This window comes from Bradyrhizobium iriomotense (genome assembly GCF_018130765.1).
GTDB classification, from domain to species: Bacteria; Pseudomonadota; Alphaproteobacteria; order Rhizobiales; family Xanthobacteraceae; genus Bradyrhizobium; species Bradyrhizobium iriomotense_A.
Genome location: NZ_JAFCJZ010000036.1, coordinates 1 through 26203 on the forward strand (window position 1 = coordinate 1; position 26203 = coordinate 26203).

Here is a 26203-nt window from a genome sequence, read left to right on the forward strand (position 1 = left end):
CGCCGCCCTCGCACTTCCCCGACCTCACCCAAGCCAATCGAAAAGCCTTGACTCAAAAATCCCCATATGAGGGTGGGCAAAGGCGCGCACTTGCGCGCGGTGCCCACCAAACTCTCCGCGACAATGGTGGGCACGCTTCCGCCTTCGCGCTCCGGGCTACGGCGGACAAGTCGCTTTGCCCACGAACACGCGATCAGGCGTCGCCGCTGCAATAGCGCTTCCACATTGCGCGATAGGCCTCGTCCACCGCTTGCGCGTAGGCGACCGGGTTGCAGGCGGCCGCAGCCCTGACCTGTCCGGGCAACTCGCTGCGCAACTTGTCGAGGTCGCCCAGATCAGCCGCACGGCTCACCGCGATGTCGACATAGGCCTCCTCGCTGTCCGTCACCCAGTCCGGCAGGCCAAGCGCGGAGAGGATGGAGCCGGCGGCACGGCTGGGCAGACTGTTTCCGAGCTTCGCCACCACGGGCACGCCCATCTGCAAGGCTTCCAAGGTGCTCACGCCACCATTCTGCGGGAACGGGTCGAGGGCGATATCGACGCGCGTGAACGCTGCCAGATGATCGATGCGCAAGGTGGTTCCGAGCAGTTCGACGCGTTCGGCCGGCACGCCGCAAGCTGCAAGCCGTGCCAGCAGATTGTCGCGGACCAGTTGATCGTCCAGCGCAACATCCTTGATCAGCAGTCGCGACCCCGGCACCCGCTCGAGAATCCGGGACCAGGCCTGCGCGGCCTGATCCGAAATCTTGCTGATGCGGTTGAATACGCCGAATGTGACGAAGCCGTTCGAGATCGCCGGCGTCGACGTCTGCGCAAGCTCGAGCGGCAGTGGCTCCAGCGTCACAAAGCACGGCAGATCGACAACGGTTTCCGCAAACAGATGCCGGACCGCGGAAGGAATCGCGACCGGATCCGAGAACAGATAGTCGATCGTCGGCAATCCGGTGCCGGTGCCGTGACCCCAGCCATGGGCCTGGATCGGCGCCGGCTTGCGCGCAAACACGCCGAGGCGGTTTCCCTTGGTGTGGCCGGACAGATCAATCAGGATATCGACGCCATCGGCGCGGATCTGACTGGCGAGGCGATCGTCGCTCCATTGCGAGGCGTCGCGCCAGCGATCGGCGATCTTTTGAAATTCGGCGGTCGCCGGATCCACTTTCGACGAGCAGGAGTAGCACACGACCTCGAACTGTGTCCGGTCATGGTATTGCAGGACCGGCTTGAAGATGAACGCGGCCGAATGCGCGTTGAAGTCCGCTGAGACATAGCCAAGCACCAGACGGCGATCCGGATCGCGGCTGTTGTCGTGGGGGCCCGCCGCTTCTGAAACCAATGTCGAGCCGATCCGCTCCCACCAGACTTGCCGCGCTTGCTGATGCTGCTCAACGCTGGCATCCGCCGCGAAATCGAGCGTGAATATCTTGTTGGAGATCGCGCTCGAGAAGTTAGGCTCGATCTCGAGCGCTCTGTCGTAACTGGCCAGGGCTTCGTCGACCCGCCCAAGTGCGGAGAGGCAAACGCCCCGGACCAAATGAGCTTGAGCGGCTTCGGGATCGAGCGCGATAGCTTTCTCGCTATCGTGCAACGCTTCGGCCATTTGCTGGAGTTGGAGCCAGACGCTGGCGCGCCCGAACCACCCGCTCATGTCGTCGGGCGCCAGGGCGATGGCCTGATTGCAATCCGCCATGGCTTCGTCAAATCGCAGAAGCTCCTGCAATACGATGGCGCGGTTCGCCAGCGCCGAGGCATAGCCGGGCTTGATCGCTAGCGCGCGGTTCAGGCTTGCGATGGCCTCGTCATAATGGCGCAGACGGCAGAGCACCCAACCCCGGCCGTTGTGGGCTTCAGCAAGGTTTCCGTCGATTGCGAGCGCCTTGTCGTAGCACTCGAGCGCTTGCTGAAGATCGAGGGGCACGCTCGCGTTGCCGAGATTGGACAGGGCTACGGCGAAGTTGGGGCGCAGGGCGAGGGCCCTGCGATAGCTCTCGCGGGCCTCATCGTGACGTCGTAGCTTGTTCAACGCGATGCCTCGGCTCATGTGAGCGTCGGCAGATTTCGGATCCACGGCAACCGCCCGGCTCAGCAGAATTTCGGCTTCCTGATAGTTCTTGGTATCAGACTCCAAACTGCCGAACATATGCAGCGCGATGAACTGGTTGGGGTCGAGCTGCAGGACCTGGCGATAGCCAGCCCGGGCTTCGGGGAGAAGCCCTTGCTTGTGCAACTGGAGAGCCAGCCCGAGCAATGGCAGCACTTCGGCTTTCTGTCGCTTTTGAAGCCGGGCATTGTGAAATGCACGCTGACCTACGCTGTTGCTCATGAATCAATCCCCCAGAATCTCTTGCGTGAGATTAAGTCGGCGGGGGAACGAATACGAGACGACGGTCGATCGGTACGACAGCTTCGGACAAGCTACGAACGGTCGGCTCATCGCGTTTGCTGGCCCAAGCCGCAATTGCTGCCTGGTCCAGGACTGGCTAATCTGCCGTCGGGCGGTCCCCGTCCGGCGGACGCGGCTCAGATCAGGGAGGCAGACAATGGCCAAGCAAAAGGCATCAAGACCCGCAACCAAGACTGCCGTGAAGAAGCGGAGCGGCACCAAGGTGGCGGCACGATCCTCGGCACGCAAGGCGGTGAAGGCAAAGGCGCGCACGGCCGCACCGAAGAAGCCCGCACGCCCCAGGCAGCGCATCGCGATCAGCCATCACCGCGAGGAAGACTTCAAGGCCGACGGCCTGCGCGCCTACGCGAAGTATCGCGACCTCGGCATTGCCGATGCAACCCATGGCCTGGCGCAGGCGCATGTGATCCGCCTGCAAGGCCCCTGCAATCCGGCGGAGGTCTCGAAGCTGCACTTCCACGACGTCGAATTCCAGATGGTCTACGTGCTCAAGGGCTGGGTGAAGACCTACATGGACGGGCAGGGCGAGACCTTAATGAAAGAAGGCAGCGCCTGGACCCAGCCACCGAAGATCAAGCACATGATCCTGGACTATTCGGACGACGTGGAGCTGCTGGAGGTGATCCTGCCGGCGGAGTTCAAGACGGTGGAGTTGAAGGCGTAGGTTGACGCGCAGTCGCGCCTTATAGCTCTCCGCCGTCATTCCGGGGCGATGCGAAGCATCGAGCGCGGAATCCATTTCTCCGCTTGTGTTGTGGCCCAATGGATTCTCAGGTGCGCAATTGCGCACCGTAGCTCGCCGCTTTGCGGCGCCCCGGAATGACGAGCGGAGAGACCTTCGCCAGCCTCGTAGCCCGGATGAGCGCAGCGACATCCGGGGCACCGCAAGCGACGAGGCACGAGGTCCCGGATATCGCTACGCTCATCCGGGCTACGGCGTCACGCCAACACCCCGACCACCGCCCCCATCAGACACGTCGTCAGCGTGCCTGATACGATCGACTTCAGCCCCAGTGCGTTGATCTCCTCGCGCCGCTCCGGCGCCATCACCCCCAGGCCGCCGATCATGATGCCGAGGCTCGCGAAATTGGCGAAGCCGCACATGGCGTAGAGCATGATCAGGCGCGAGCGCGGATCGAGCGTATCGGGCGGCAGCTTTGAGAAATCGACATAGGCGATCAATTCGTTGAGCACGGTCTTGGTGCCCATCAGGCTGCCGGCGGTCACCGCCTGGTCCCACGGCAATCCCATCAGCCAGCACACCGGCGCCATGACGAGGCCCAGCAGACGCTGCAGCGAGATCGCGGCGCCGCCGATGTTTGGCAACAGGCCGAGGATGGCGTTGACGAGATAGACCAGCGCCACCAGCACCAGCAGCATGGCGACGATGTTGAGCAGCAGCTCGAGCCCTGCGCCGGTGCCCTTCACGATCGCGTCCATCGTGCTGGAGACCTCCATCTCCGGATCCTCCAGCGCGCCGCCGGTGCGCTTGTCCGAGGTTTCGGGCACCATGATCAGGCTGACGAGGATCGCCGCCGGCGCGCCCAGCACGGAGGCGATGACGAAATGCGCGGCCGCGTCGGGGATCAGCGGCGCCAGCAGCGTCGCATACAGCACCAGCACCGTGCCGGCGATGCCGGCCATGCCCCCGGTCATCACCAGGAACAATTCGCTGCGCGTCATCTGGGCCAGATACGGCCGCACGAACAGCGGCGCCTCCACCATGCCGAGGAAGATGTTGGCCGCGGTCGATAGCCCGACCGCGCCGCCGACGCCGAGCGTCCGCTCCAGCAGCCAGGCCATGCCGCGCACGATCGGCGGCAGCACGCGCCAATAGAACAGCAACGTCGTCAGCACGCTCATGACCAGCACGATCGGCAGCGCCTGGAACGCCAGGATGAAGTCCGCACCGGGCACCTTCAGGTCGAAGGGCAGGGTGCCGCCGCCGATATAGCCGAACACGAAGGAGGAGCCGGCGCGCGAAGCCGCGGAGATGGCTCCGACCGCGTCGTTGATGGCGCCGAAGGCATGCGCGACGACCGGCAGCTTCAGCAGCACGCCCGCGGTGACGAAGGTCGCGGCGAGGCCGATCGCCGCCTGGCGCAGCGAGACCGCGCGGCGATTCTCTGCCAGCGCGAAGGCGATCAACAGCAATGCGAAAATGCCGAGTGCAGATTGCAGCCGAAGCATGATGTCCCCAAAACCCCCAATGATTATGGCCGCGCATGCGTTGCAAAGGCAATGCCGACGGACGACGGAAGCGGCTCCTTGTTGACAAGCGGGTCCGCCTCAGCCACGCGGAGGCCCATCAGATCAAGGGGGCGGACAGTCCGAGGTGACCGAAGAGGCGATGCCAGAGCAGCGAAGATCCCAAAATCCGCCGGTCAGCGCCGGCGTGCTCCTCGCCCACCGCGCCTTCCTGTACTTCCTGCTCTCGCGCAGCCTATCGCGCTTTTCCAGCCAGATCGCGGCGGTTGCGATCGGATGGCAAATCTACGATCTCACCGGCTCGGCCTTCGACCTCGGCATGGTCGGGCTCGTGCAGTTCCTGCCCACCGCGCTCCTGGTGTTCGTTGCCGGCCACGCCGCCGACCGTTTTGAGCGCAAGCGTGTGGTCCAGCTCTGCCAGCTCGTGGAAGCCCTGACCGCGCTTTATCTCGGCGTCATCACCTATCTCGGCGCGGTCAGCGAGGTGCAGATCTTCATCGCGACCTTCGTGCTTGGCATTGCCGGCGCGTTCGAGAGCCCGACGACCGCGGCGCTGCTGCCGCTGATCGCGCCGCAGGGATCGCTCCAGCGCGCGACGGCCGTCGCGAGCGGTGCGGGGCAGGTCGCAACCATCACCGGTCCTGCGCTCGGCGGCTTCGCCTACGCGATCGCGCCGCATCTCGCCTATGCCGTGATGCTGGTGTTCTGGATTCTTGGGATGATCCTGACCGGGTTCATCCGGCCGCGGCCGCAGGCGGTCGCCAAGGACATGGACGACGCGGACAATATCTTTGCCGGCGTCCGCTTCATCCGCAGCAATCCCGCGATCCTCGGTACCATCTCGCTCGACCTGTTCGCGGTGCTGTTCGGCGGCGTCACCGCGCTGTTGCCGATCTATGCCCGTGACATCCTCCAGACCGGCCCGGTGGGCCTCGGCGTGCTCCGTGCGGCGCCTGCGGTTGGCGCGCTCCTGATGACCATGGTGCTGGCGCGCCATGCCATCTCGCGGCATGTCGGCCTGCGCATGTTCCAGGCCGTGATCGTGTTCGGCGTCGCAACGATCGTGTTCGCGCTGTCGTCCTGGATGTGGCTGTCGGTGCTCTCGCTCGCGATCCTCGGCGCGGCCGACACGATCAGCGTCGTGATCCGCTTCTCGCTGGTGCAGCTCTCGACCCCGGACGAGATGCGCGGCCGTGTCGGCGCGGTGAATTTCCTCTTCATCAACGCCTCGAACCAACTCGGCCAGTTCGAGAGCGGCCTCACGGCCGCCCTGTTCGGCACGATGCCGGCGGCGGTGCTGGGCGGCGTCTGCACCGTGGCGGTGGCGCTGCTCTGGATGAAGCTGTTTCCGACCCTGCGGCAGGTGGAGAGTCTGGAGTGACGGGAGGTCTCGTGTCCCGGACGCGGCGCAGCGCGCAAGCGATGCGCCGCTGAGCCGGGACCCACGTCACCGCGAGTGACGCGGGAGAGAGATGGGCCCCGGCTCAGCAGCGCGTCATTTCATGCCGCACAGCGTCCGGGGCACACGATCGGTTAGCCCCGACCCACGAACGGCATCTTGGTGGCCATCACCGTCATCGTCAGCACGTTGGCATCGAGCGGCAGGCCGGCCATGTAGGCCACGGCATCGCCGACCGCCTTCGCGTCCATGCGCGGCTCGTGCTTGGTGGTGCCGTCGGGCTGCAGCACGCCGGGGCCGTTGACCATGCGATCGGTCATCGGCGTTGCCGCATTGCCGATGTCGACCTGGCCGACCGCGATATCATACATGCGGCCGTCGAGGTTGCTGGCCTTGGTGAGGCCGGTGATGGCGTGCTTGGTCGAGGTGTAGGCCGCCGAGAACGGCCGCGGCGCATGCGCCGAGATCGAGCCGTTGTTGATGATGCGGCCGCCGCGTGGGGTCTGGTCCTTCATGATGCGGAAGGCGTGCTGGGTGCACAGGAACGGGCCGGTGAGGTTGGTGTTCACCACCGCCTGCCACTGCTCGAGGCTGAGGTCCTCGAAGTTCACCGCGGGCGCGCCCATGCCGGCATTGTTGAAGAGCACGTCGAGGCGGCCATAGGTCGCCTTCACCTTGTCGAACAGCGCGGCGATCGAGTCCGGCTTGGTCATGTCGGCGGTGACGCAGAGGCTTTTGCCCGCGGGGCCGAGCTTTGCGGTTTCCTCGAGCATCTCCATGCGGCGTCCGACCAGCACTACGGTGAAGCCGGCGTTCATCAGCGCCAGCGACGCCGCGCGCCCGACACCGGTGCCGGCGCCCGTCACCACTGCGATCTTTTTCGCTTCACTCATCGTTTCCTGCCTTTTCTCTTAAGTTGTCAGGTTTTGGGTTCTTTTTCGTTCTTGTAAGGCGGGCGCGGGATGTTCTGGTGCGCGGCGCGCAAGGCCGCCGACCAGCGCGAGCGCAGATCGTGGAAGTAGGGCTCGCCCGCCTCGATGCGGTGATTGAGATCGGCCTCGCAGGCGTCCGTGCGCACCACCAGCACGTCGATCGGCAGGCCGACGCCAAGATTGGACCGCATGGTCGAGTCCATCGAGATCAGGCCGGTCTTCAGCGCCTCGTAGAGCTCGACATCGTAATGCATGGCGCGGTCGAGCACCGGCTTGCCGTATTTGTGCTCGCCGATCTGCAAGTACGGCGTGTCGGTGGTGCATTCGATGAAATTGCCGGCGGTGTAGACCATGAACAGGCGCATGCGGGCGCCCTTGATCTGGCCGCCGAACAGGAAGGAGACGTCGAAGGAGACGTCCTCGGACTTCAGCGCCGGCCCTTCGGTCGCATGCACGGCCCGGATCGCCCGGCCGATGCGCTGGGCGGCCTGGAACATGGTCGGCGCGTTCATCAGCGTCTCGATCTCGCCCGTATTGGGGTCCTCGAGGCCTTCGGTCAGCGTCGACAGCACCGACTGGCTGATGGCCAGGTTGCCGGCGCTGGCGATCGCCATGATGCGGTCGCCGGGCTTGGAGAAGATATGCAGCTTGCGGAAGGTCGAGACGTTGTCGAGACCGGCATTGGTGCGGGTATCGGCGATCATCACCAGACCGTCCCGAACCAGGATTCCGCAGCAATAGGTCATTATCCAGTCCCCGAACGCGTTTGCGCGGAATTACTAGCGAATTTCAGGGGCCGCTCCAACCCCCGATTCCCGCGGGGAGGTCGTCATTCCGCGGCGCGGCGGTGGCCCACCTCAATCCGCAGCATCAATGAGAAACGCCTCGTCGACGGGAACGCCGAGCGCCGTGACCAGCCGGTTCGTTTCCGCCGCCATGCCGACGATGGCGAGCAGCTCTCCATACTCGGCCGCGGTCATGCCCTTGGCCCGGGCGCTCGCGGTGTGGGAATGGATGCAGTAGCTGCAGCCATGCGCCACGGAAACCGCGACATAGAGCATCTCCTTGACCTTGGGATCGAGCGCCCCGGGCGCCATCACCTCCTTGAGGCTTTCCCAGGTCCGCCGCAGTGTCTTCGGATCATGCGCCAGCGCGCGCCAGAAATTGTTGACGAAATCCGATTGCCGCACCCTGCGGATGTCGTCGAAAACGGCGCGCGCCTCGCTGGAGAGTTCGTCGTCCGAAAGCAGCTTTACGGTCGCCATGGGGGGGCCTCGCAGGGTCGGGTCTGATCCCGCGAGTGTAGCACGGCTCACGCGGTCAGACGGCATGCTCAGTCGAGCGGCGCAAGGCCAGTCTGCCGACGTCGACATATTGCCTTTGCTGCGCATGGGCGTGCTGCGCTCCGACGTGAAGGTCGCGCAGGCGCCGCTGCAGCGGCGAAGTGTCGTAGACCGCGCTGCTTCCCGCCAGCGCAAAGCACGCATCCGCGATGCCGACGCAGGTCGTGGCGAGCCAGATCGCGGATCTCGCCCCCTCGATCACGAGGTCTTCGTCGTTCAGCGTGCCGGCCAGCGCGTGGCGCCAATGGCTTGCGACCTGGACCTCTTGAAAGGCCTGCGCAGCCCGGAGGTCGGCGGAAATCCGGCCAAGCTCGTACTGGAAGGTCTCGGACTCCCGCATCGGGGTGGTCGCATATAATTGTTGCCGCCCGGTGTGTGCCAGCGCGAGCAGGTCATCGACCACGCCTTCGGCGAGGCCCACCGAGAATGCGCCGTGCGCCACTGGCAGCCATTGCCGCAATGCCTGATAGAGCGGACCGGACATGCGAGGGGGAGTCTCGAGATCGAAGACATTGGTTTCGGGAACCAGCCTCTCCCGCAGCGCGATGTGATGGCTGCCGGTGCCCTTGAGCCCGGCCGCGTGCCAGGTGTCCTCGAGGTCCCATTCGCGCGCCGGCAAGGCGACGGCGCCAATCTGAGGCATGCCGTGCGGGCCGGGGACCGGCTTGCCATTCTCGGTGATGATGCAGAATCCGCCGATCCAGTCGGCATGCATGCAGGAGCTGGCGAACGGCCAGCGGCCCTTGACGCGATAGCCGCCCGACACGCGCTCCGCCGTACCTGCCGGTTGGGACGAGCCGCAGATCGCGACGTCAGGACCGTCCTGATACATTTGCTGATACAGTTCAGGGCGTGCCGCCGCAGCGAACAGGCTGCCGACGCCGGCGACAATCGCGGTCCAGCCGACCGAGCCGTCGAGACGGGTCAGTGCCTTGATGACCTCGACGCCATCGGGAAAATCGAGCTCCAGCCCGCTATGGCTCCGCGGGACGAACATGCGAAAGATCCCGATCGATCGCAGCCGCTCGACGAGGTCGGGCGGGAGGCGGCGTGCAGCTTCGATCTCGGCGGTGCGTGCCGTGATCTCGGGTGCCAATTCCCGGATGCCCATAAGCATGGCTTTCTGGGGGGCGCGCAGTGCGAAGTGATCGCTGAGTCTTTCTTGAAGCCGCATCTGTCTCAACCTCTGTTGCGGGAACGGATCGCAAGGGAGGTTGAACAGTCAGTGCTACGGCGCGGTTTCAACGCGGCGGTCGTCGGTTACGGCTGTAACGCTGCTAGCTCTGGCGCTGGGACTGCGATTGCCCGCCGCGGCCGGCCTGCTCGACCTTGACCGCCACCGTCAGCGTTTCCGCGCCGCCGCCATAGCGGGTGCCGCGCACGGGGGCGGCGCCGAGATAGTCGAGCCCGATGGCGACGCGGACATGCGCATCGGTGGTGCAGATGCAGTTGGCGGGATCGAAGCCGACCCAGCCGAGATCGGGGACAAACGCCTCCGCCCAGGCGTGGCCGGCATCCTGGTGCACCGTGCCGTCGGAGCGCAAAAAGTGGCCGGAGACGAAGCGCGCCGGCACGCCGCCGGTGCGGGCGCAGGCGATGAAGATATGCGCGTAGTCCTGGCAGACGCCGCGCTTGAGCGTGAACGCTTCCGCCGCCGAGGTGCCGCTGTTGGTCGGGTCCTCGTCGAAGGTCATGTGGTCGCTGATCTCGCTCATCAGCGCGTGCAGGAAGCCGAGCGTGTCGCTCTCGGCCTCGCTGCGGAGCTGCCGTGCGACCGCCGCCATCGCGGGATTAACCGAGGTGAGATCGGTGGCGCGCAAGAACATGACGGCCGGAAAGCGCTCGTCGGCGCCGCGCAGCACGCCGCCGGTGTCGTGGGTCTCGATCAGCCCCTCGGCGGTGATCTTGATGTCGCCGACGGGTCCGCAGGACAGCACGTGGGTGACGTTGCCGAAGGCGTCCTCATGGGTGTCGAGCTTGGTGTCCGTGGAGACGTCGATCTGCCACTCCGCCACATATTGTCCGTCATGGCTGCACGGCGTCATGCGCAGGATCTGGATCACGCTGGTGGCCGGCGGCTCGTAGCGATAGGTCGTGGTGTGCTGGATTCGCAGGCGCATGGTGTTTCGATTCCGTCATGCCGGGGCCGCCCTTCGGGCGCCCCGGGACGACTGCGTGTATCAGATCAAATACTGCTTCGTGATGATTTCGCCCAGCCTGGAATTATCAGCGATGAATTCCTGAATGAATTCATGCACGCCATGCTGGAAAATGTCGTTCATATTGCTGTGTTCCAGCCGGTTGCGGATGCCGCGGGCGTGGCGCTGGGCCGGACCCTGGCGGCCATAGGCGACGCCGATCTGGTCGAGATTGCGCACGAGATTGCCGTAACAGCTGGCCAGCGAGCGCGGCAGCGTGTCGTTGAGGATCAGGAGATCCGCAATCAGCCACGGCTTCAGCGTCTCGCGATAGACCCAGTGATAGGCCGTCAGCGCCGAGACCGAGCGCAGGATCGAGCTCCACTGGTAGAAGTCGAGCGGTCCGCCGACATGCTCTTCCTCGGGCAAGAGCACATGGTACTTCACGTCGAGGATGCGGGCGGTGTTGTCGGCGCGCTCGAGGTGCACGCCCATGCGCGAGAACCAGTAGGCGTCGTTGCGCAGCATGGTCCGGTAGGCCGAGCCGTCGAAGCGCAGCGAGGTCTCCTGCACGAAGCGCAGGAATTTGGCGAGGTCCTCGCGCGTGGAGGTGCCCTTGCTCCAGACCGCCTGGAGCTCGATCCAGGCCGAGTTGATGGTGTCCCACATCTCGCTGGTGAGCGCAGTGCGCACCGAGCGCGAGTTCAGCCGCGCCGCCTCGATGCAGTTCCTGATCGAGGACGGGTTGTTCGCCGAGAACGAGAGGTACTCGACGACGTTGTGCTCGTTGGCTTCCTCATAGGCCTGATAGAAGCTCGCGGCGACGCCGGCGGTAAGTAGCGCCGAGTCCCATTCGTTGGTCTTGCCGATATAGGCGGCGGGAAGCGCGGTGACGCGCAGCGTCGCATCGATGGTGCGTGCGAGATACTCGGCCCGTTCGACGTAGCGGGCGAGCCAGTAGAGGTTTTCGGCGGTACGCGACAGCATCTGACTACTCGTCCAAAATCCAGGTGTCTTTGGTGCCGCCGCCCTGGCTCGAATTCACCACCAGGGAGCCTTCCTTCAGCGCGACGCGGGTCAGCCCGCCCGGCACGATCGTGGTGCTCTTGCTGCCGGTGAGCACGAAGGGGCGAAGGTCGACGTGACGCGGCGCAAGGCCCGAGGCCGTGCAAGTCGGGCAGGTCGACAGCGCCAGCGTCGGCTGGGCGATAAAACCTTCCGGCTCGCGCTTGAGCTTTTCGCGGAAGGCTTCGATCGTCGCTTTGGTCGCGGCCGGGCCGATCAGCATGCCGTAGCCGCCGGAGCCGTGCACCTCCTTGACGACGAGCTCGCCGAGATTGTCCAGCACATAGGCGAGGTCCTTCGGCTCGCGGCAGCGCCAGGTCGGCACGTTCTTCAGGATCGGCTCCTCGCCGAGATAGAATTTCACGATGTCCGGCATGTAGGAGTAGATCGCCTTGTCATCGGCGATGCCGGTGCCGACGGCGTTGGCGAGCGTGATGTTGCCGGCCGCATAGGCCGACATCAGTCCGGGCACGCCGAGCACGGAGTCGGGGCGGAAGGTGAGGGGATCGAGGAAGTCGTCGTCGACGCGGCGATAGATCACGTCGACCCGCTTCACGCCCTCGGTCGTCCGCATGAACACTTCGTTGTTCTTGACGATGAGGTCGCGGCCCTCGACCAGCTCGATACCGAGCTTGTCGGCCAGGAACGAGTGCTCGTAATAGGCGGAGTTATAGACACCCGGCGTGAGCAGGGCGACCGTCGGCTCGCCCGAGGCGCTTTGCGGCGCCACCGAGCGCAAGGCCGCGAGCAGCTCGTCCGGATAGCGCTCCACCGGCGCCACCCTGTGACGGGCGAACAGGTCCGGAAACAACCGCATCATGATCTCGCGGTTTTCCAGCATGTAGGACACGCCCGAGGGCGTGCGCGCATTGTCCTCCAGCACGATGAAGTCCTCGGCGTCGACCCGGACGATGTCAATGCCGGCGATGTGCACGTAGACGTCGTGCGGCACCTGCTGGCCGTTCATCTCGGGGCGGAAGACCGGGTTCTGGAAGATCAGATCGTCGGGCACGACCTCGGCGCGGAGAATGTCGCGGCCGTGATAGATGTCGCGCAGGAACATGTTGAGTGCGCGCACGCGCTGCTTCAGGCCCTTCTCCAGCAGCGCCCATTCCTTGCCGGACATGATCCTGGGGATCACGTCGAAGGGAATCAGGCGCTCAGTGGATTCGGAATCGCCATAGACGGCGAAGGTGATGCCGATCCGGCGGAACAGGAGTTCGGCCTCCTGGCGGCGATATTCGAGCGCCTCGGGAGGCGTCTCCTTGAGCCAGCGTGCCAGCTCCTGATAGGCGGGGCGAAGGTCCCCACCGGGAATATTCATTTCATCAAACGCGACTGCCATAGATCCCGACTGTTCTCCGTGGCCATGCGTCAACAGTGCATGACTTTCATGTGGTAGCAAGGGCCGGGCCAGCGCGATAAGCATGGACTGGCAGGATTTACCGGGGATGACCGGCGGCTTGCCTGAAAAAATGGCTGAGGACTGCTTATTTCGGCAGCAAAACCGCGTGACTTCAACGCGTTACCTCGGCAAAGTCGGCGCCACAGGTGAGGGACAGAGTTTATGAGCGAGATCGTCACGGCGGGCATTCTGGTCATCGGGGATGAAATCCTGTCCGGCCGGACCAAGGACAAGAATATCGGCTTCATCGCCGAATACCTGACCAATATCGGCATCGACCTGAAGGAAGTCCGGGTTGTCTCCGACGACGAAGCCGACATCATCGCCGCATTGGATGCACTGCGGCATCGCTACAACTACGTCTTCACCACCGGCGGCATCGGGCCGACCCATGACGACATCACCGCCGACAGCGTCGCCAAGGCCTTTGGCGTCGGCATCGATCACCACCCGGAGGTGGTCGCCCGCTTTCGCGAGCGCTGGAGCGAGCAGGACCTCAACGAGGCCCGCCTGCGCATGGCCCGCATCCCCGACGGCGCCGAGCTGATCCAGAGCGCCACCATCCTCGCACCCGGCTTCAAGATCGGCAATGTCATCGTGATGGCCGGCGTGCCCTCGATCATGCAGGCGATGATGGACATCGTCTCGCCCAAGCTGAAATCGGGCGTGCGCATGCTCTCCGAATCGGTTCGCGCCAATGCGCGGGAGGGCGACATCGGCAGCCCGCTGCGGGCGATCGCCGCCGCCCATCCCGACACCATCATCGGCAGCTATCCCTTCATGGACGAAGAGCAGAAGCCGAACACCAACCTGGTGGTGCGCTCGCGCGATGCGGATAAGCTGTCGGCTGCGATGGCGGCGGTGAAGGAAATGCTGGCAGGATTGAACATCACCCGCTAGCAGGGAATTGCCGGAAGAGGATTGGCAGGAGAAAGGCGATGGCTGGTGAAGCACCGGAACTGAATGCGCAGGAGAAGGCTGGCAAGGCCTTCCCGGTGTCTTGGGACCAGTTCCACCGGGATTGCCGGGCGCTGACCTGGCGGCTCAACGAGGTCGGACCGTTCCATGCGGTGATCGCGATCACCCGCGGCGGCCTGGTGCCGGCCGCGATTGTCGCGCGCGAGCTCGGCGTGCGCGTCATCGATACGGTCTGCATCGCCAGCTACGACCATAACAAGCAGGGCGAGCTCCAGGTCCTCAAGGGCATTTCCGAGGCTGCCATGAAGCTCGGCAACGGTACCGGCAAGGGGCTTTTGATCGTCGACGACCTCGTCGACACCGGCAAGACCGGCAGGCTGGTGCGCGAGATGCTGCCCGATGCGCATTTCGCCACCGTCTATGCCAAGCCGATGGGACGCCCGCTGGTCGACACCTTCATCACCGAGGTGTCGCAGGACACCTGGATCTTCTTCCCCTGGGACACCGCGCTGTCCTACCACCCGCCGCTGCGCGACGGCGCGGCGTGAGGCATGGAGTCATTCCGGGGCGATGCGAAGCATCGAACCCGGAATCTCGAGATTCCGGGTCTGGTCTTTGCGGACCATCCCGGAATGACGGCAGTTGAGTAAGCCACCATGCCCCTGCAAAACCGCGTCACGCCGAGCGGTGAGATCATCGCGACGCCACATCGCGGCCTCTTCACCGGCAACCGCGGCATCATTCACGATCCCTCCACGAAGACGCTGTTGAACAAGCGTTGGTCGACGCCGGCATGGATCACCTGCCTGTGTGAATTCCGCGGCTGGCGGCGGCCGGTGATGGCGCGGCGGAGCTGGACCGAGCTGTTCTTCCTCGACGAAGCGACGGCCTTCGCGGCGGGACACCGGCCCTGCTTCTTCTGTCGGCGCGACGATGCCAGGCGCTTTCGCGCAGCGTGGGAGAAGGGCAATGGCGTGAGCAGTGTGAGTGCGAAGGCAATGGATGCCGTCCTGCATCGCGAGCGACTCGATCGCGGTAAGAAACGCCTGCATGAATTGCCGATGCCGCTCGCGCAATTGCCCGATGGCGCAATGGTGCAGCAGGGCGCCGAGAGCTTTCTTGTGATGCAGGGCAGGGCGCTGCTGTGGTCGTTCGCGGGCTACGCCCCGCATGCGCGCGCCCTCGATCGTCCGATGTTGCTGACGCCGCCGTCCACGCTGCGTGCGATCATCGCCGGATATCAGCCCGTGCTGCATCCGACGGCCTCGCGCTAGCGTATAGGCCGCCCCAGTTCGTCGACGGTCATCCGCGCATCGCGCAGCGCCCATTCCCGGATCACCTGGCGGCAGCGGGTCAACTCGGCTTCGCTTACGGCAGTCGCACTTTTCGATGCGCGCTCCACCGTCGCCTTGCAATTGACAAGCACCGAGCGGTCCTCCGCGCTCGCCGGCAATACGGCGACCACCAGCACGGCGACGATGCAGGCGACGCGTACCGCCATCATCCCAGCTTCTCGCGCGCCAGCGCCGCGCCCGCACCGAGCGCCATCAGCTTGGCTTCGGCGATCTCGCGCCGCATCGGCGCCATGCCGCAATTGGTGGTGGCGATGATGTTGCTCTTCGGCACGAATTTCGACACGGCCTCGATCACCTTGACGACGTCCTCGGCGGTCTCGACCGTATCGCTGGCGACGTCGATCACGCCGGCCTGCACGATCTTGGTCTTGAGCAGCGCGAGCAGGTCCAGCGGCACCTTCGAATTGCGGCACTCGATCGCGACCTGCTGGATCGGGCTGGCATCGATCGCGGGGAAGATCTGCTCGTATTGCCGCCATTGCGCGCCGAGCGTCTCCTTCCAGTCCGTATTGGCCTTGATGCCGTAGCCGTAGCAGATGTGCACGGCGGTTGCGCAGGTGAGGCCCTGCGCGGCGCGCTCCAGCGCCTTGATGCCCCAGTCGTTGACCTCGTCCATGTAGACGTTGAACGCGGGCTCATCGAACTGCACGAGATCGACGCCGTCGGCTTGCAGCGCTTTTGCCTCCTCATTCAGCAGCTCGGCGAAGGCGAACGCCATCTTGACCCGATCGCCATAGTAACGGTCGGCAATGGTGTCGATGATGGTCATCGGGCCGGGCAGGGTGAATTTCAGCTGTTTCTTCGTGTGCGTGCGCGCGACGCGCGCCTCAAAGGCATGGACGCGGCCCTTCAGTCGAAGCGGCGCGACCACCTGCGGCACCATCGCCTTGTAGCGGTCCTTGCGAATGCCCATCTCGACCTTGTGGGCGAAATCGATGCCCTCGATCTTCTCCAGAAAACCGTGCACGAAATGCTGCCGGGCCTGCTCGCCCTCGGTGACGATATCGATGCCGGCGTCCTCCTGGACCTTCAGCCAGATCAGCGTCGCGTCGCGCTTGGCGCGGGCAAGTTCGTCGCCCTGAGACTTCCAGGGCGCCCACAGCATGTTGGGCTCGGCGAGCCATTCCGGCTTCGGCAGGGAGCCGGCGATCGTGGTTGGAAACAGCATGGCGGCCCTCCCGGCAGGTTCAGTTGCGCCCCTTCCTGCCATGTCCTAACGTCGAGGTACAGAACAACGAAAGTCGCTCTCTATTCCAGCGGCGGCGACAGGGAAGGCCCAGAGGAAAGGCCAAGGGACGGGTCATGATCGACCTCTATTACGCACCGACGCCGAACGGCTGGAAAATCTCGATCATGCTGGAGGAACTCGGGCTCCCCTATAAGGTGATCCCCGTGAACATCCGCGCCGGCGAGCAGTTCGGCCCAGAGTTTCTGGCAGTCAGCCCAAACAACCGCATTCCCGCGATCGTCGATCATGAGCCCGCCGATGGCGGCGCGCCGTTCTCGGCGTTCGAGACCGGCGCGATCCTGATCTATCTGGCGGAGAAGACCGGTCGCTTGCTGCCGACCGATTTGCGCGGGCGCTCCACCACTATCCAGTGGGTGATGTGGCAGATGGCGGGGCTCGGGCCGATGCTCGGCCAGCACGGTCATTTCGCGCTCTATGCGGCCGAGAAGATCCCCTACGCGATCGAGCGCTATCGCGACGAGGCCGCGCGGCTCTACGGCGTGCTCGACCGGCAGCTCGCCAAGACCGGCGCCTATGTCGCCGGCGACTATTCCATCGCCGACATCGCCTGTTTCCCCTGGACCATGACCCACAAGGCGCAAGGCTTTACGCTCGACGATTATCCGAGCGTGAAGCGCTGGTACGCCGAGGTGCGCGCGCGGCCGCAGGTGCAGGCGGGGCTTGCGATCGGCAAATTCGTGAAAGAGCCGTTCGACGAGGAATCACGCAAGATCATGTTCGGCCAGCGTGCGAAGGAAGTGTTGGGAAAGAGGTAGGCCTCCGCTCCCTCCTCGTCATTGCGAGCGAAGCGAAGCAATCCAGAGTCTTTCCGCGGAATCAGTCTGGATTGCTTCGCTTCGCTCGCAATGACGGGGGAGAGATCGAGAGAAACAAGACACAAGGAAACGCCATGATCGAATTCTTCTTCGACTGCTCCAGCCCCTGGACCTATCTCGCCTTTCACAACATCCAGCCGCTGGCCAAAGAGCTTGGCACTGAGATCACCTGGCGGCCGATCCTGGTCGGCGGCATCTTCAACACGGTCAATCCGAGCGTCTATGCGCAGCGCGAGACGCCGGTGCCGCTGAAGGCGCGATATATGAAAAAGGATCTCGCCGATTGGGCGCGCTCCGCGGGCCTGTCGATCAAGATGCCGCCGACGGTGTTTCCGGTGAACAGCGTCAAGGCGATGCGCGGCTGCATCTGGCTCGGAAAGGACATGGTGCCGTTCGCGACCGCCGTGTTCGAGACCTATTGGGGTGAGGACAAGGACATCTCGCAGGACGCGGTGCTCGCCGAGATCTGCAGGAAGGTCGGTATCAACGAGCAGAGATTCCTTGCCGGCATCTCCGAGCAGGGCATCAAGGACCAGCTCAAGGCCAACACCGAAGAGGTCGTGGCGCGCGGCGGCTTCGGCTCGCCGACGATCTTCGTCAACAAGACCGACATGTATTTCGGCAACGACCGCCTGCCACTGATCCGCGAGGCACTTATGCGCAGCAAGGCGAGCGCGGCCTGATGGTGCGCGCTGTCGTCTGCCGCGCGCTTGGTGCGCCCGAAAGCTTGCTGCTGGAAGAGTTTCCATCGCGCGCCCTGGGGCCGGGCGAGGTGCGCGTCGCGATCCGCGCGGCCGGCTTGAATTTTCCCGACGTGCTGATGGCCGCCGGTGAATATCAGCTCAAGCCCGAGCTGCCGTTCACACCCGGCATGGAAGCTGCCGGTGACGTGACCGAATTGGGCGCGGAGGCGAAGGGCGTCGCCGTCGGGGACAAGGTCATCGTCAAGATGCGCCATGGCGCCTTCACCGATGAAGCTGTGGTCACGCCGTCACAGCTCACGCCGATGCCCTCGACCTTTGACTACGCCGAAGCTGCGACCTATCTCGCCGGCCACGGCACGGCCTATCATGCACTGATCGATCGCGGCCGGGTCGCGCCGGGTGAGGTGCTGCTGGTGCACGGCGCCGGCGGCGGCGTCGGCCTTGCCGCCGTCGAGATCGGCAAGATGCTGGGCGCGACCGTGATCGCGACGGCCTCCAGCGACGAGAAGCTTGCGATCGCGAAATCGCGTGGCGCCGATCATCTCGTGCGCTATGACCGTGAGCCGTTTCGCGATGCGGTCAAACGCATCACGGATGGTCGTGGCGCCGACGTCGTGTTCGATCCCGTCGGTGGCCAAGTGTTCGAGGACTCAATGCGCTGCATCGCCTGGGGCGCGCGGCTGCTGGTGATCGGTTTCACCGGCGGCATCGGTTCGGCCAAGACCAACCTGCTGCTGATCAAGGGCGCCAGCGTGCTCGGCGTGCGCGCGGGCGAAGCGGTGCGGAAGAACCCCGCGCTCGGCGAAGTGCGCCTGAAGGCGCTCTTGCAGTGGGCGGAGGAGGGCAAGCTGCGCCCCAACGTCTCGCACCGCCTGCCGCTGGAGGAGTACGCGAAGGCGATGCGGCTGTTGATCGACCGCAAGGCGATCGGGCGCGTGGCGCTGGTGATGGAGTGATGCGGCCGTAGTGACGGTGCCGTAGGGTGGGCAAAGGCGCTCTTGCGCCGTGCCCACCAACTCTCTCGATCGCGAAAAGTGCGTGGGCACGCTTCGCTTTGCCCACCCTACGAGAGCATCACTTATATTCCCGCTCCGTCCACCACGGGAAATAGTCCGGCATATCCGTTGACACCTTGTTCTTGAACTGCGCCGGACGCTTCTCCAGGAACGACACCACGCCTTCCTTCACATCATCGGAGCGGCCGCGGGCGTAGATGCCGCGGCTGTCGACCTTGTGGGCTTCCATGGGATCGTCGGCGCCCATCATGCGCCACATCATCTGGCGGATCAGTGCCACCGACACCGGCGCGGTCTTGGCGGCAAACTCTTTTGCCAATGCGCGAGCGGTCGGGAGCAGATCGTCGGGAGCCACGACCTTGCTGACGAGACGGCCGGCAAGCGCCTCCTGCGCCGGGAAGACGCGGCCCGAATAGCACCATTCCAGCGCCTGCGAGATGCCGACGATGCGCGGCAGGAACCAGCTCGAGGCGGCCTCCGGTACGATGCCGCGCTGGGAGAAAACGAAGCCGAAGCGCGCTGCCTCCGAGGCGATCCGGATGTCCATCGCGAGCTGCATGGTGACGCCGATGCCGACCGCGGGCCCGTTCACCGCGGCGATGACGGGCTTGAGGCACTTGAAGATGCGCAGCGTGACCTGGCCGCCGCCGTCGCGCACCTGCGGATCGCTGTAATCGACCTTGCCGTCGGCGAAGCGCTTGACCGGCCCGCGCCGCGCGTCGCGATCGAAGGTGTCGGCGCCGGACGACAGATCCGCGCCCGCGCAAAAGCCGCGGCCGGCGCCGGTGACGATGATGGCGCGGACGTTGTCATCCTTGTCGGCGGCATCGAACGCGTCGATCAGCTCTCCTTGCATCTGCGCGTTGAAGGCGTTGAGCTTGTCTGGCCGGTTCAGCGTGATGGTGAGGATCTGCTCGGCGACCTCGTATTTGATCGTCTCATACGCCATGGGTGTTTCCTTCCCTGTTTCTTTGTCGGTCTCTCTAGCACGTCATTCCGGGGCGCGCGAAGCGCGAGCTCCGGTGCGCAATTGCGTACCTGAGAATCCATCTTTCCGTACCAGTAGTGCCGATGAATGGATTCCGGGCTTGCGCCAAGAGGGCGCAACCCGGAATGACGACGGTGCGATCAGTTGGCCGGCGGCTTGGGCCAGGGCTTCTGCGCGCCGCGCAAGCCCTCGAAGGCCTTGGCCATGCCGAGCACGCCGATGTCGTCGAAGCGGCGGCCGACGATCTGCACGCCAATGGGAAAACCCTTGGCATCGAAGCCACCGTTGACGGAGACGGCCGGATTCTCCGACATATTCCACGGCACGGTATAGGCGATGTGCTCGAACGGCTTCATGGGATCGTTGGTCGGCGAGGCCCACTCCGCGGGATAGTTCACATTTGGCGCGGTCGGCGAGATCACATAGTCGAGCTCGCAGAACAGCTTTCCTGCCGCAGCACGGATCGCCATGGTCTGGTTGAAACCGCGGATGACGTCGACACCCGAGAGTTTTGCGCCGGACTCGCCCCATTTGAAGATGTAGGGCAGCACCTTTGCCTGTTCGGCCGGCGTCAACTTCGACAGATCGTCCCACATCCGTGCGCGCCAGAAATTGTCGAGGCCGTCGAGCATCTCGCGTGTGAGGATGCCGTCGACCTCCGTCACGACTGCGCCCGCGGATTCAAATGCCTTCGCGGCCTTCACCGCGACCTCGCGCACCGGCTTCTCCAGCGCCAGGCCGCAGCCGGGATCGAGCATCAGGCCGATGCGCAGTTTTCGCGGAGATTTTTCCAAGCCTTTCCAGTTCAGCGGTTCGGCCGGCAGGCTCATGCCGTCGCGTCGGTCCGGCTTTGCGATCGCGCTCATCATCAGCGCGCAATCATCGACGGTGCGGGTCATGGGACCTGCGACGCGGCCGACATAGGTGGGATCGATCGGCACGCGGCCGAAGCTCGGCTTCAGGCCGACGAGGCCGCACCAGCCGGCGGGCAGGCGAACCGAGCCGCCGATATCGGTGCCGAGATGCAGGGGACCATAGCCGGCCGCGGCAGCGGCGCCAGCGCCGGCGCTGGAGCCGCCGGGATTCTTGGAGAGATCCCAGGGATTGCGCGCGAGCGCGTGGAAAGAGGAGAGCCCCGAGGACAGCATGCCGTAATCGGGCATGGTGGTCTTGGCGAAGATGACCGCACCGGCCTCGCGCAGCCGCGCGGCGGGCGGAGCGTCCTTCTCTGCCGGCACCAGCTTGACGCTGGCTGCGCCCAGCGGCACCGGCACGCCCTTGGTGGCGATGTTGTCCTTCACGGTGACAGGCACGCCGTCGAGTGCACCTGACGGCTCGCCGCCGGACCAGCGCGCGGTCGAGGCCTTTGCGGCCTCGCGCGCGCCGTCGGGGTCGTACGCATAGAGCGCCTTCAGATGCGGTTCCCACGCAGCGACATGCGTGAGCACGTCGTCCAGCACCTCGCTCGGCGAGAACTGTTTTGCCCGATAGCCCGCGATCAGATCGACCGCGGACAGATCGTGCAGCGAGGTGACCGCTTCCTCAGGACTCTTCTTATGCATTGCTAACCTACCGGCATACGGGTCTCGATGATCCGGGCGAACATGCTGGCGCCGATCGGCAGGATCTTGTCGTCGAGCACGAAGCCGGGATTGTGCACGGGCACCGAGCCGTCATGGCCGACCCAGAAATAGGCGCCGGGAATGGTCTCCAGCATGTCGGCGAAATCCTCGCTGCCCATCTTCGGCTGGGCACGGGTGATCACGTTGGCGGGGTCGACGATGGTGCGCGCGACCTCCTCGACCACCTTGGACTGCTCGACCTGGTTGACCAGAACACCGAACGTGTCGCGGATGTCCGCTTCGATGGTGCACTGATACGCGGCCGCGATGCCGGCGCAGATCGTGCGGATGCGTTCGGCGACCAGGGCGCGGACTTCGTTCGAGAAGGTACGGATAGTGCCGCAGAGATGCGCTTCGCCCGGAATGACGTTATAGGCGGAACCCGCATGGATCTGGGTGATCGACACCACCGCAGCCTGCAGCGGCTCGACGTTTCGGCTGACGATGGTCTGGATCGCCTGCGCCAGCGTGGTCGCAATGATCACCGCGTCCTTGGAGCGCTCGGGCATCGCGCCATGCGCGCCGTAGCCGGTGATGCGGAGGTCGAAGAAGTCGGCGCTGGCCATCGCCGGGCCGGGCAGGATCGCGATCTCGCCGTGGTTGAGGTCGGGCGCGTTGTGCAGGCCATAGAGCTCGTCGCAGGGGAACTTCTCGAACAGTCCGTCCTTGATCATCGCGCGGGCGCCGCCGAGGCCTTCCTCGGCCGGCTGGAAGATCAGATGCACGGTGCCGTCAAAATTCCGGGTCTCGGCGAGATAGCGCGCGGTGCCGAGCAGCATCGTGGTGTGGCCGTCATGTCCGCAGCCGTGGAATCGGCCGGGGATTTTCGAGCTCCATTTCAGATTGGTGTTTTCTTCCATCGGCAGCGCGTCCATGTCCGCGCGCAGGCCGATGCGCTTGCCGCCCGAGCCCTTGCCCTTGATGACGCCGATCACGCCGGTGCCGCCGAGACCGCGATGCACCTCGATGCCCCAGCTCTTCAGCTTGTCGGCAACGATGCCGGAGGTGCGCACCTCCTCGAAGCCGATCTCGGGATGGGCGTGAAGGTCGCGCCTGATGGCGGTGAGTTCGTCGGCGTAGCCGTCGATGCGGTCGATCGTGGGCATGTGGTCCTGTTTGGTTAGCGTGAAGGAGGATTGAAAACGGGGCCGTTCGGCTTGATGCGGATGCCTGGCCGCAGGCGCGTCCAGGGCAGGGAGGCGGTGTCGGCCGGCATCGCGCCGGGCGCGGCGCAGATCATCAACTTTTCCGCAATCGGCTCGAAATCGGCGCGGAAATGCACCGAGCTCTTGTTGACCAGGATCTTCTCCTGCGTCGGCTCGATGCCGACATAGCGGTACATCGCCTGGTCGGCGAGCTGCGCCTTGTGCGAGGAGACGACGACGCGGACGTCGCCGATGCGCAAGGCTGCGGAAGGACCCATCTCCATCTCGCGGCCGCCATAATAGGGACCGGGCGCGATGAAGCGGCCATCGGAGAGCTTTTCGACCACAAACGTCTCGCGGTAGGGCTCGTCGCCGGGAATGCCTGACTTGCCGCCAAGCGACAGCGTGATGGTCGCGCCGACGCCGGCTTCGTGCGCAGCCTTCGCCGACTCCGGATCGTAGATCGCGCCGGTCGCCGCGCTCGCCTTGTTGCGCACCAGCGCGCGCAGCATGCCCGTGGTATCGGAATCGCCGCCGGCGCCGGGATTGTCCTGGGTGTCGGCGATGATGATCGGCTTGCTCGCGCCCTTCGAAAGTTCCATGGCATGGCGGACGCCGTCGTCGGGCGTCCAGATCTTGCCGTCGAAATCGTCCTCATGGCTTTCGATCAGTTTTACGATCGCATCCGCCGCGCGATCGGCGTCGGCTTGTGTCTTGCCATAGGCGAACACGCTCGGGCCGCAATCGCGGAAGTCGGCGGCGGGGAAGCCCGGCGCGAAGGACAGCGTCGGAACCGCATCGCTCTCCAGTGCGGCCAGTTGCTCGTAGATGCCCTTGGTGGGAAAGTCGTTGGTGCATTGCCAGCTGATCGCGATCAGGAACGGCAATTGCCGGAAGGACTTTGCGAAACGCTGCTTGGTCTTCAGCAGCAGCGCGAGATGCCTTGCGCAGGCGCGGCCGGTGTCGGCCATGTCGACATGCGGGTAGGTGCGGTAGGCGATCAATGCGTCCGCGTGTTCCATCATTGCGGGTGTGACATTGGCGTGCAGGTCGAGGCTCGCGACCAGCGGAACATCCTTGCCGATGACACGGCGCACGCGCGCCAGGATCTCGCCTTCACCGTCGTCGAGATGTTCGGTCACCATCGCGCCGTGCAGGTCGAGATAGACGGCATCGAGCGGGCCGGCGGCTTTGATGCCGTCGACCATCACCTTCACGATGCGCTCGAAGGCGTCCCTGGTGACATGTGCCGACGGGCTCGCACCGCAGGCAATGGTCGGGATGAGTTCCCAGCCATTCGCTTCGGCGCTGTCTGCGAAACCGGCGAGGCCGACATTGATGCGGCGCATCACCTTCAGGACGTCCGCACCTTCAGTCATCGCCGGCCAGCCGCCGCCGTGCTGGAAGTCGGCAAAGGTCGCCTTGGTCGGGGCGAACGTGTTGGTCTCGTGCAGGAAGCCGCCGACGGCGATGCGTGTCATCAATTCCAGTCCAGTCGATCAGAGTGCGCGACGTTAGCCCCGGCTTTGCGAGGAGAGCAAGGCGGGAAGCAATCGCGCCACGCATAGGGTCAAGACGTTTTGGGAATGCTGCGGATGCGGTGGAGCGTTGTGAGCCGCTCCGCCAACCACATCCTCGATGTCGTCCCGGCGCACGCCGGGACCCATAACCCCAGGGAGAAGTTTGGCGAAGACTGGTCGTTCGGGACTGGCGCCACTCGCAGTCGATAGATCACGCGGTGGGTCCCGGCTTTCGCCGGGACGACACCGGTGAGTGTTGCTACAGCGTGGCCGCCACGCCCTCCGCCACCGGCCGGAAGTTCGCAAAGTCCCAGTCGCGGCCGGGGGCGGCGTCCAGCAGCGCCTTGGTGTAGGCCTCCTTCGGATGCGTCAGCACTTCGGCGGCGGGGCCCTGTTCGACGACGCGGCCGTGCTGCATCACCACGACCTCGTCGCAGATTTGCGCGGCGACGCGCAAATCGTGGGTGATGAACAGGATGGCGATGCCGAGCCGCTTCTGGATCTCGTCGAGCAGTTCCAGCACCTGCGCCTGCACCGAGACGTCGAGCGCTGAGACCGCTTCGTCCGCGACCAGCACGTCCGGATCGAGCGCAAGCGCGCGGGCAATCGCAATGCGCTGGCGCTGGCCGCCGGAGAACTGGTGCGGATAGCGCGACACCGCATCGGCCGGCAGGCCGACGAGTTCAAGCAGCTCGCGGGCGCGCTTCATCGCGTCGACATGCGAGACGCCGTAATTGATCGGACCCTCCGCGATGCTCTCGCCGACGCTGACGCGTGGGTTGAGCGAGCGGTAGGGATCCTGGAACACGATCTGGATCTTCTGCCGGTGCGGCTGGAGCAGGCGGCGCGAGATGTCGGAGATCTCGCGGCCGGCCAGGCGCACGCCGCCCGAGGTCGGATCGATCAGGCGGACGATGCAGCGCGCCACCGTTGACTTGCCCGAGCCGCTTTCGCCGACGATGCCGAGCGTGCGGCCCTTGCGCAGCGTCAGCGTGACCTTGTCGGCGGCGACGACCTCGCGGCCTTTGCCGAAGAACGCGCGCTCCTTGTAGACCTTGCTGAGGTCGTTGGCCTCCAGCACCACGGGCTCGCGGCTCTCCTCCCGCGGCGGCCGCGGCACCAGGCTCGGCACCGAGGCGAGCAGGTTGCGGGTGTACTCCATGGTCGGATTGCGCAGCACGGTCTCGAGCGGGCCGGTCTCGACGAGGCGGCCCTGCCGCATCACCGCGACGCGGTCGGCGATCTCGGCGACGACGCCCATGTCGTGGGTGATGAACAGCACGGCGGTGCCATGATCGCGCTGCAGGTCGCGGATCAGGGTCAGGATCTGCTTCTGCGTGGTGACGTCGAGCGCGGTGGTCGGCTCGTCCGCGATCAGCAGCTTCGGCTCCAGCACCAACGCCATCGCGATCATGATGCGCTGACGCTGGCCGCCGGAGAGGCGGTGCGGGTAGGAGGCGAAGATGCGCTCGACCTGGGGCAGGCGGACCTGCTCCATCATGTCGAGGATGCGCTTCTTGCGCGCCTTCGCATCGAGTTTGGTATGGGCGCGCAGCACCTCGTCGATCTGGCGGCCGACCGGCACCACCGGATTGAGCGCGGTCATCGGCTCCTGGAAGATCATCGCCATCTGCGTCGCGCGGAGCTGGCGCAGGCGGCGGTCGGTGGCGGTGAGCAGCTCTTCGCCGACCAGCTTGACGCTGCCGGAGGTCGGCACCAGCGTGCCCTTCGGCAGGAGGCCCATCGTGGTGAGCGAGGTCACCGACTTGCCCGAGCCGCTTTCGCCGACGAGGCACAGCGTCTCCCGCTCGCGCACCTGGATCGAGATGCCGTCGATGATGTTGGCGCCCTTCGGCTTCTTGCCGACGGAGACGACGAGATTGTTGATGTCGAGAACAGGGTTGGTCATGCAGACTCTCTCGTCATTCCGGGGCGCGCGCAGCGCGAGCTACGGTGCGCAATTGCGCACCTGAGAATCCA

Annotated in this window: 24 protein-coding genes; 8 read left to right on the forward strand and 16 right to left on the reverse strand. The window is 65.1% G+C overall.

The features are described 5' to 3' along the window. Positions 1 to 193: 193 nt before the first annotated feature. Entirely contained in the window at positions 194 to 2320 is a 2127-nt protein-coding gene (locus JQ635_RS36940) for a tetratricopeptide repeat protein (RefSeq protein ID WP_211414685.1), read from the reverse strand. 217 nt (positions 2321 to 2537) lie between these two features. Between JQ635_RS36940 and JQ635_RS36945 the strand changes: the two genes are divergently transcribed. After that, positions 2538 to 3065 carry a cupin domain-containing protein gene (locus tag JQ635_RS36945; protein ID WP_211414686.1) on the forward strand — a complete coding sequence of 176 codons (528 nt, stop codon included), beginning with the start codon at positions 2538 to 2540 and terminating at the stop codon, positions 3063 to 3065. A 275-nt stretch (positions 3066 to 3340) separates the two neighbouring features. Here the strand turns inward: JQ635_RS36945 and JQ635_RS36950 are convergent, their stop codons facing one another. Further along, on the reverse strand, positions 3341 to 4591 hold the full coding sequence (locus tag JQ635_RS36950) for a NupC/NupG family nucleoside CNT transporter (protein ID WP_211414687.1): 1251 nt from the start codon (positions 4589 to 4591) through the stop codon (positions 3341 to 3343). A 160-nt stretch (positions 4592 to 4751) separates the two neighbouring features. Here JQ635_RS36950 and JQ635_RS36955 point away from each other — a divergent pair, with 160 nt between their 5' ends. Then, positions 4752 to 5990: an MFS transporter gene (locus tag JQ635_RS36955; RefSeq protein WP_211414688.1), complete on the forward strand. Its 1239-nt coding sequence runs from the start codon at positions 4752 to 4754 to the stop codon at positions 5988 to 5990. 152 nt (positions 5991 to 6142) lie between these two features. Here JQ635_RS36955 and JQ635_RS36960 read toward each other — a convergent pair whose 3' ends face one another. The 7 genes from JQ635_RS36960 to JQ635_RS36990 all read right to left on the reverse strand — a co-directional run bounded on the left by JQ635_RS36960 (position 6143) and on the right by JQ635_RS36990 (position 12831). Next, positions 6143 to 6901: an SDR family oxidoreductase gene (locus JQ635_RS36960; RefSeq protein WP_211414689.1), complete on the reverse strand. Its 759-nt coding sequence runs from the start codon at positions 6899 to 6901 to the stop codon at positions 6143 to 6145. Positions 6902 to 6927: 26 nt separating this feature from the next. Further along, positions 6928 to 7686 carry a proteasome-type protease gene (locus JQ635_RS36965; RefSeq protein ID WP_057740901.1) on the reverse strand — a complete coding sequence of 253 codons (759 nt, stop codon included), beginning with the start codon at positions 7684 to 7686 and terminating at the stop codon, positions 6928 to 6930. A gap of 111 nt (positions 7687 to 7797) precedes the next feature. Further along, positions 7798 to 8205 carry a carboxymuconolactone decarboxylase family protein gene (locus tag JQ635_RS36970; protein WP_211414690.1) on the reverse strand — a complete coding sequence of 136 codons (408 nt, stop codon included), beginning with the start codon at positions 8203 to 8205 and terminating at the stop codon, positions 7798 to 7800. 55 nt (positions 8206 to 8260) lie between these two features. Then, positions 8261 to 9400 carry an acyl-CoA dehydrogenase family protein gene (locus JQ635_RS36975; RefSeq protein WP_246584018.1) on the reverse strand — a complete coding sequence of 380 codons (1140 nt, stop codon included), beginning with the start codon at positions 9398 to 9400 and terminating at the stop codon, positions 8261 to 8263. Positions 9401 to 9560: 160 nt separating this feature from the next. Next, positions 9561 to 10403: a transglutaminase family protein gene (locus tag JQ635_RS36980; RefSeq protein ID WP_211414692.1), complete on the reverse strand. Its 843-nt coding sequence runs from the start codon at positions 10401 to 10403 to the stop codon at positions 9561 to 9563. Between the two features lie 60 nt (positions 10404 to 10463). Beyond that, the gene (locus tag JQ635_RS36985; protein WP_018647008.1) at positions 10464 to 11408 is read right to left on the reverse strand and encodes an alpha-E domain-containing protein; all 945 of its coding nucleotides are present in this window, start codon (positions 11406 to 11408) and stop codon (positions 10464 to 10466) included. A gap of 4 nt (positions 11409 to 11412) precedes the next feature. Next, positions 11413 to 12831 (reverse strand): circularly permuted type 2 ATP-grasp protein, encoded by a 1419-nt coding sequence (locus JQ635_RS36990; protein ID WP_211414693.1) that lies wholly within the window; start codon positions 12829 to 12831, stop codon positions 11413 to 11415. Positions 12832 to 13053: 222 nt separating this feature from the next. Here JQ635_RS36990 and JQ635_RS36995 point away from each other — a divergent pair, with 222 nt between their 5' ends. The 3 genes from JQ635_RS36995 to JQ635_RS37005 all read left to right on the forward strand — a co-directional run bounded on the left by JQ635_RS36995 (position 13054) and on the right by JQ635_RS37005 (position 15083). Beyond that, a complete protein-coding gene (locus JQ635_RS36995; protein ID WP_211414694.1) occupies positions 13054 to 13791 on the forward strand; it encodes a competence/damage-inducible protein A in 738 nt (245 codons plus the stop codon). A 38-nt stretch (positions 13792 to 13829) separates the two neighbouring features. Then, on the forward strand, positions 13830 to 14357 hold the full coding sequence (gene gpt, locus JQ635_RS37000; protein ID WP_211414695.1) for a xanthine phosphoribosyltransferase: 528 nt from the start codon (positions 13830 to 13832) through the stop codon (positions 14355 to 14357). A gap of 108 nt (positions 14358 to 14465) precedes the next feature. After that, positions 14466 to 15083 (forward strand): hypothetical protein, encoded by a 618-nt coding sequence (locus tag JQ635_RS37005; protein WP_211414696.1) that lies wholly within the window; start codon positions 14466 to 14468, stop codon positions 15081 to 15083. Here the strand turns inward: JQ635_RS37005 and JQ635_RS37010 are convergent. Continuing rightward, positions 15080 to 15313, reverse strand: a complete 234-nt coding sequence (locus JQ635_RS37010) for a hypothetical protein (RefSeq protein WP_246584019.1) — start codon at positions 15311 to 15313, stop codon at positions 15080 to 15082. The genes JQ635_RS37005 and JQ635_RS37010 overlap by 4 nt on opposite strands. After that, positions 15310 to 16332, reverse strand: coding sequence for a methionine synthase (locus JQ635_RS37015; RefSeq protein WP_211414697.1), 1023 nt, complete (start codon positions 16330 to 16332; stop codon positions 15310 to 15312). The genes JQ635_RS37010 and JQ635_RS37015 overlap by 4 nt, the downstream gene beginning before the upstream one ends. A 134-nt stretch (positions 16333 to 16466) precedes the next feature. On the opposite strand from JQ635_RS37015, the gene JQ635_RS37020 reads away from it, so the two are divergent. The 3 genes from JQ635_RS37020 (at position 16467) to JQ635_RS37030 (ending at position 18888) form a co-directional block, all read left to right on the forward strand. Beyond that, complete coding sequence (locus JQ635_RS37020; RefSeq protein ID WP_211414698.1) at positions 16467 to 17168, forward strand: glutathione S-transferase N-terminal domain-containing protein; 702 nt, start codon at positions 16467 to 16469, stop codon at positions 17166 to 17168. A gap of 134 nt (positions 17169 to 17302) precedes the next feature. Next, positions 17303 to 17911 (forward strand): 2-hydroxychromene-2-carboxylate isomerase, encoded by a 609-nt coding sequence (locus JQ635_RS37025; protein ID WP_211414699.1) that lies wholly within the window; start codon positions 17303 to 17305, stop codon positions 17909 to 17911. Next, the gene (locus JQ635_RS37030) at positions 17911 to 18888 is read left to right on the forward strand and encodes an NADPH:quinone oxidoreductase family protein (protein ID WP_211414700.1); all 978 of its coding nucleotides are present in this window, start codon (positions 17911 to 17913) and stop codon (positions 18886 to 18888) included. The genes JQ635_RS37025 and JQ635_RS37030 overlap by 1 nt, the downstream gene beginning before the upstream one ends. 118 nt (positions 18889 to 19006) lie before the next feature. Here the strand turns inward: JQ635_RS37030 and JQ635_RS37035 are convergent, their stop codons facing one another. From JQ635_RS37035 to JQ635_RS37055, 5 genes are all read right to left on the reverse strand, one after another. Then, complete coding sequence (locus tag JQ635_RS37035; protein ID WP_211414701.1) at positions 19007 to 19897, reverse strand: crotonase/enoyl-CoA hydratase family protein; 891 nt, start codon at positions 19895 to 19897, stop codon at positions 19007 to 19009. A 179-nt stretch (positions 19898 to 20076) separates the two neighbouring features. Beyond that, positions 20077 to 21498, reverse strand: coding sequence for an amidase (locus tag JQ635_RS37040; protein ID WP_211414702.1), 1422 nt, complete (start codon positions 21496 to 21498; stop codon positions 20077 to 20079). A gap of 2 nt (positions 21499 to 21500) precedes the next feature. After that, a complete protein-coding gene (locus JQ635_RS37045; protein ID WP_211414703.1) occupies positions 21501 to 22664 on the reverse strand; it encodes a M20 aminoacylase family protein in 1164 nt (387 codons plus the stop codon). 14 nt (positions 22665 to 22678) lie between these two features. Continuing rightward, a complete protein-coding gene (locus JQ635_RS37050) occupies positions 22679 to 24184 on the reverse strand; it encodes a M81 family metallopeptidase (RefSeq protein WP_211414704.1) in 1506 nt (501 codons plus the stop codon). A gap of 298 nt (positions 24185 to 24482) precedes the next feature. After that, positions 24483 to 26132 carry an ABC transporter ATP-binding protein gene (locus JQ635_RS37055; RefSeq protein WP_211414705.1) on the reverse strand — a complete coding sequence of 550 codons (1650 nt, stop codon included), beginning with the start codon at positions 26130 to 26132 and terminating at the stop codon, positions 24483 to 24485. Between the last annotated feature and the right edge of the window lie 71 nt (positions 26133 to 26203).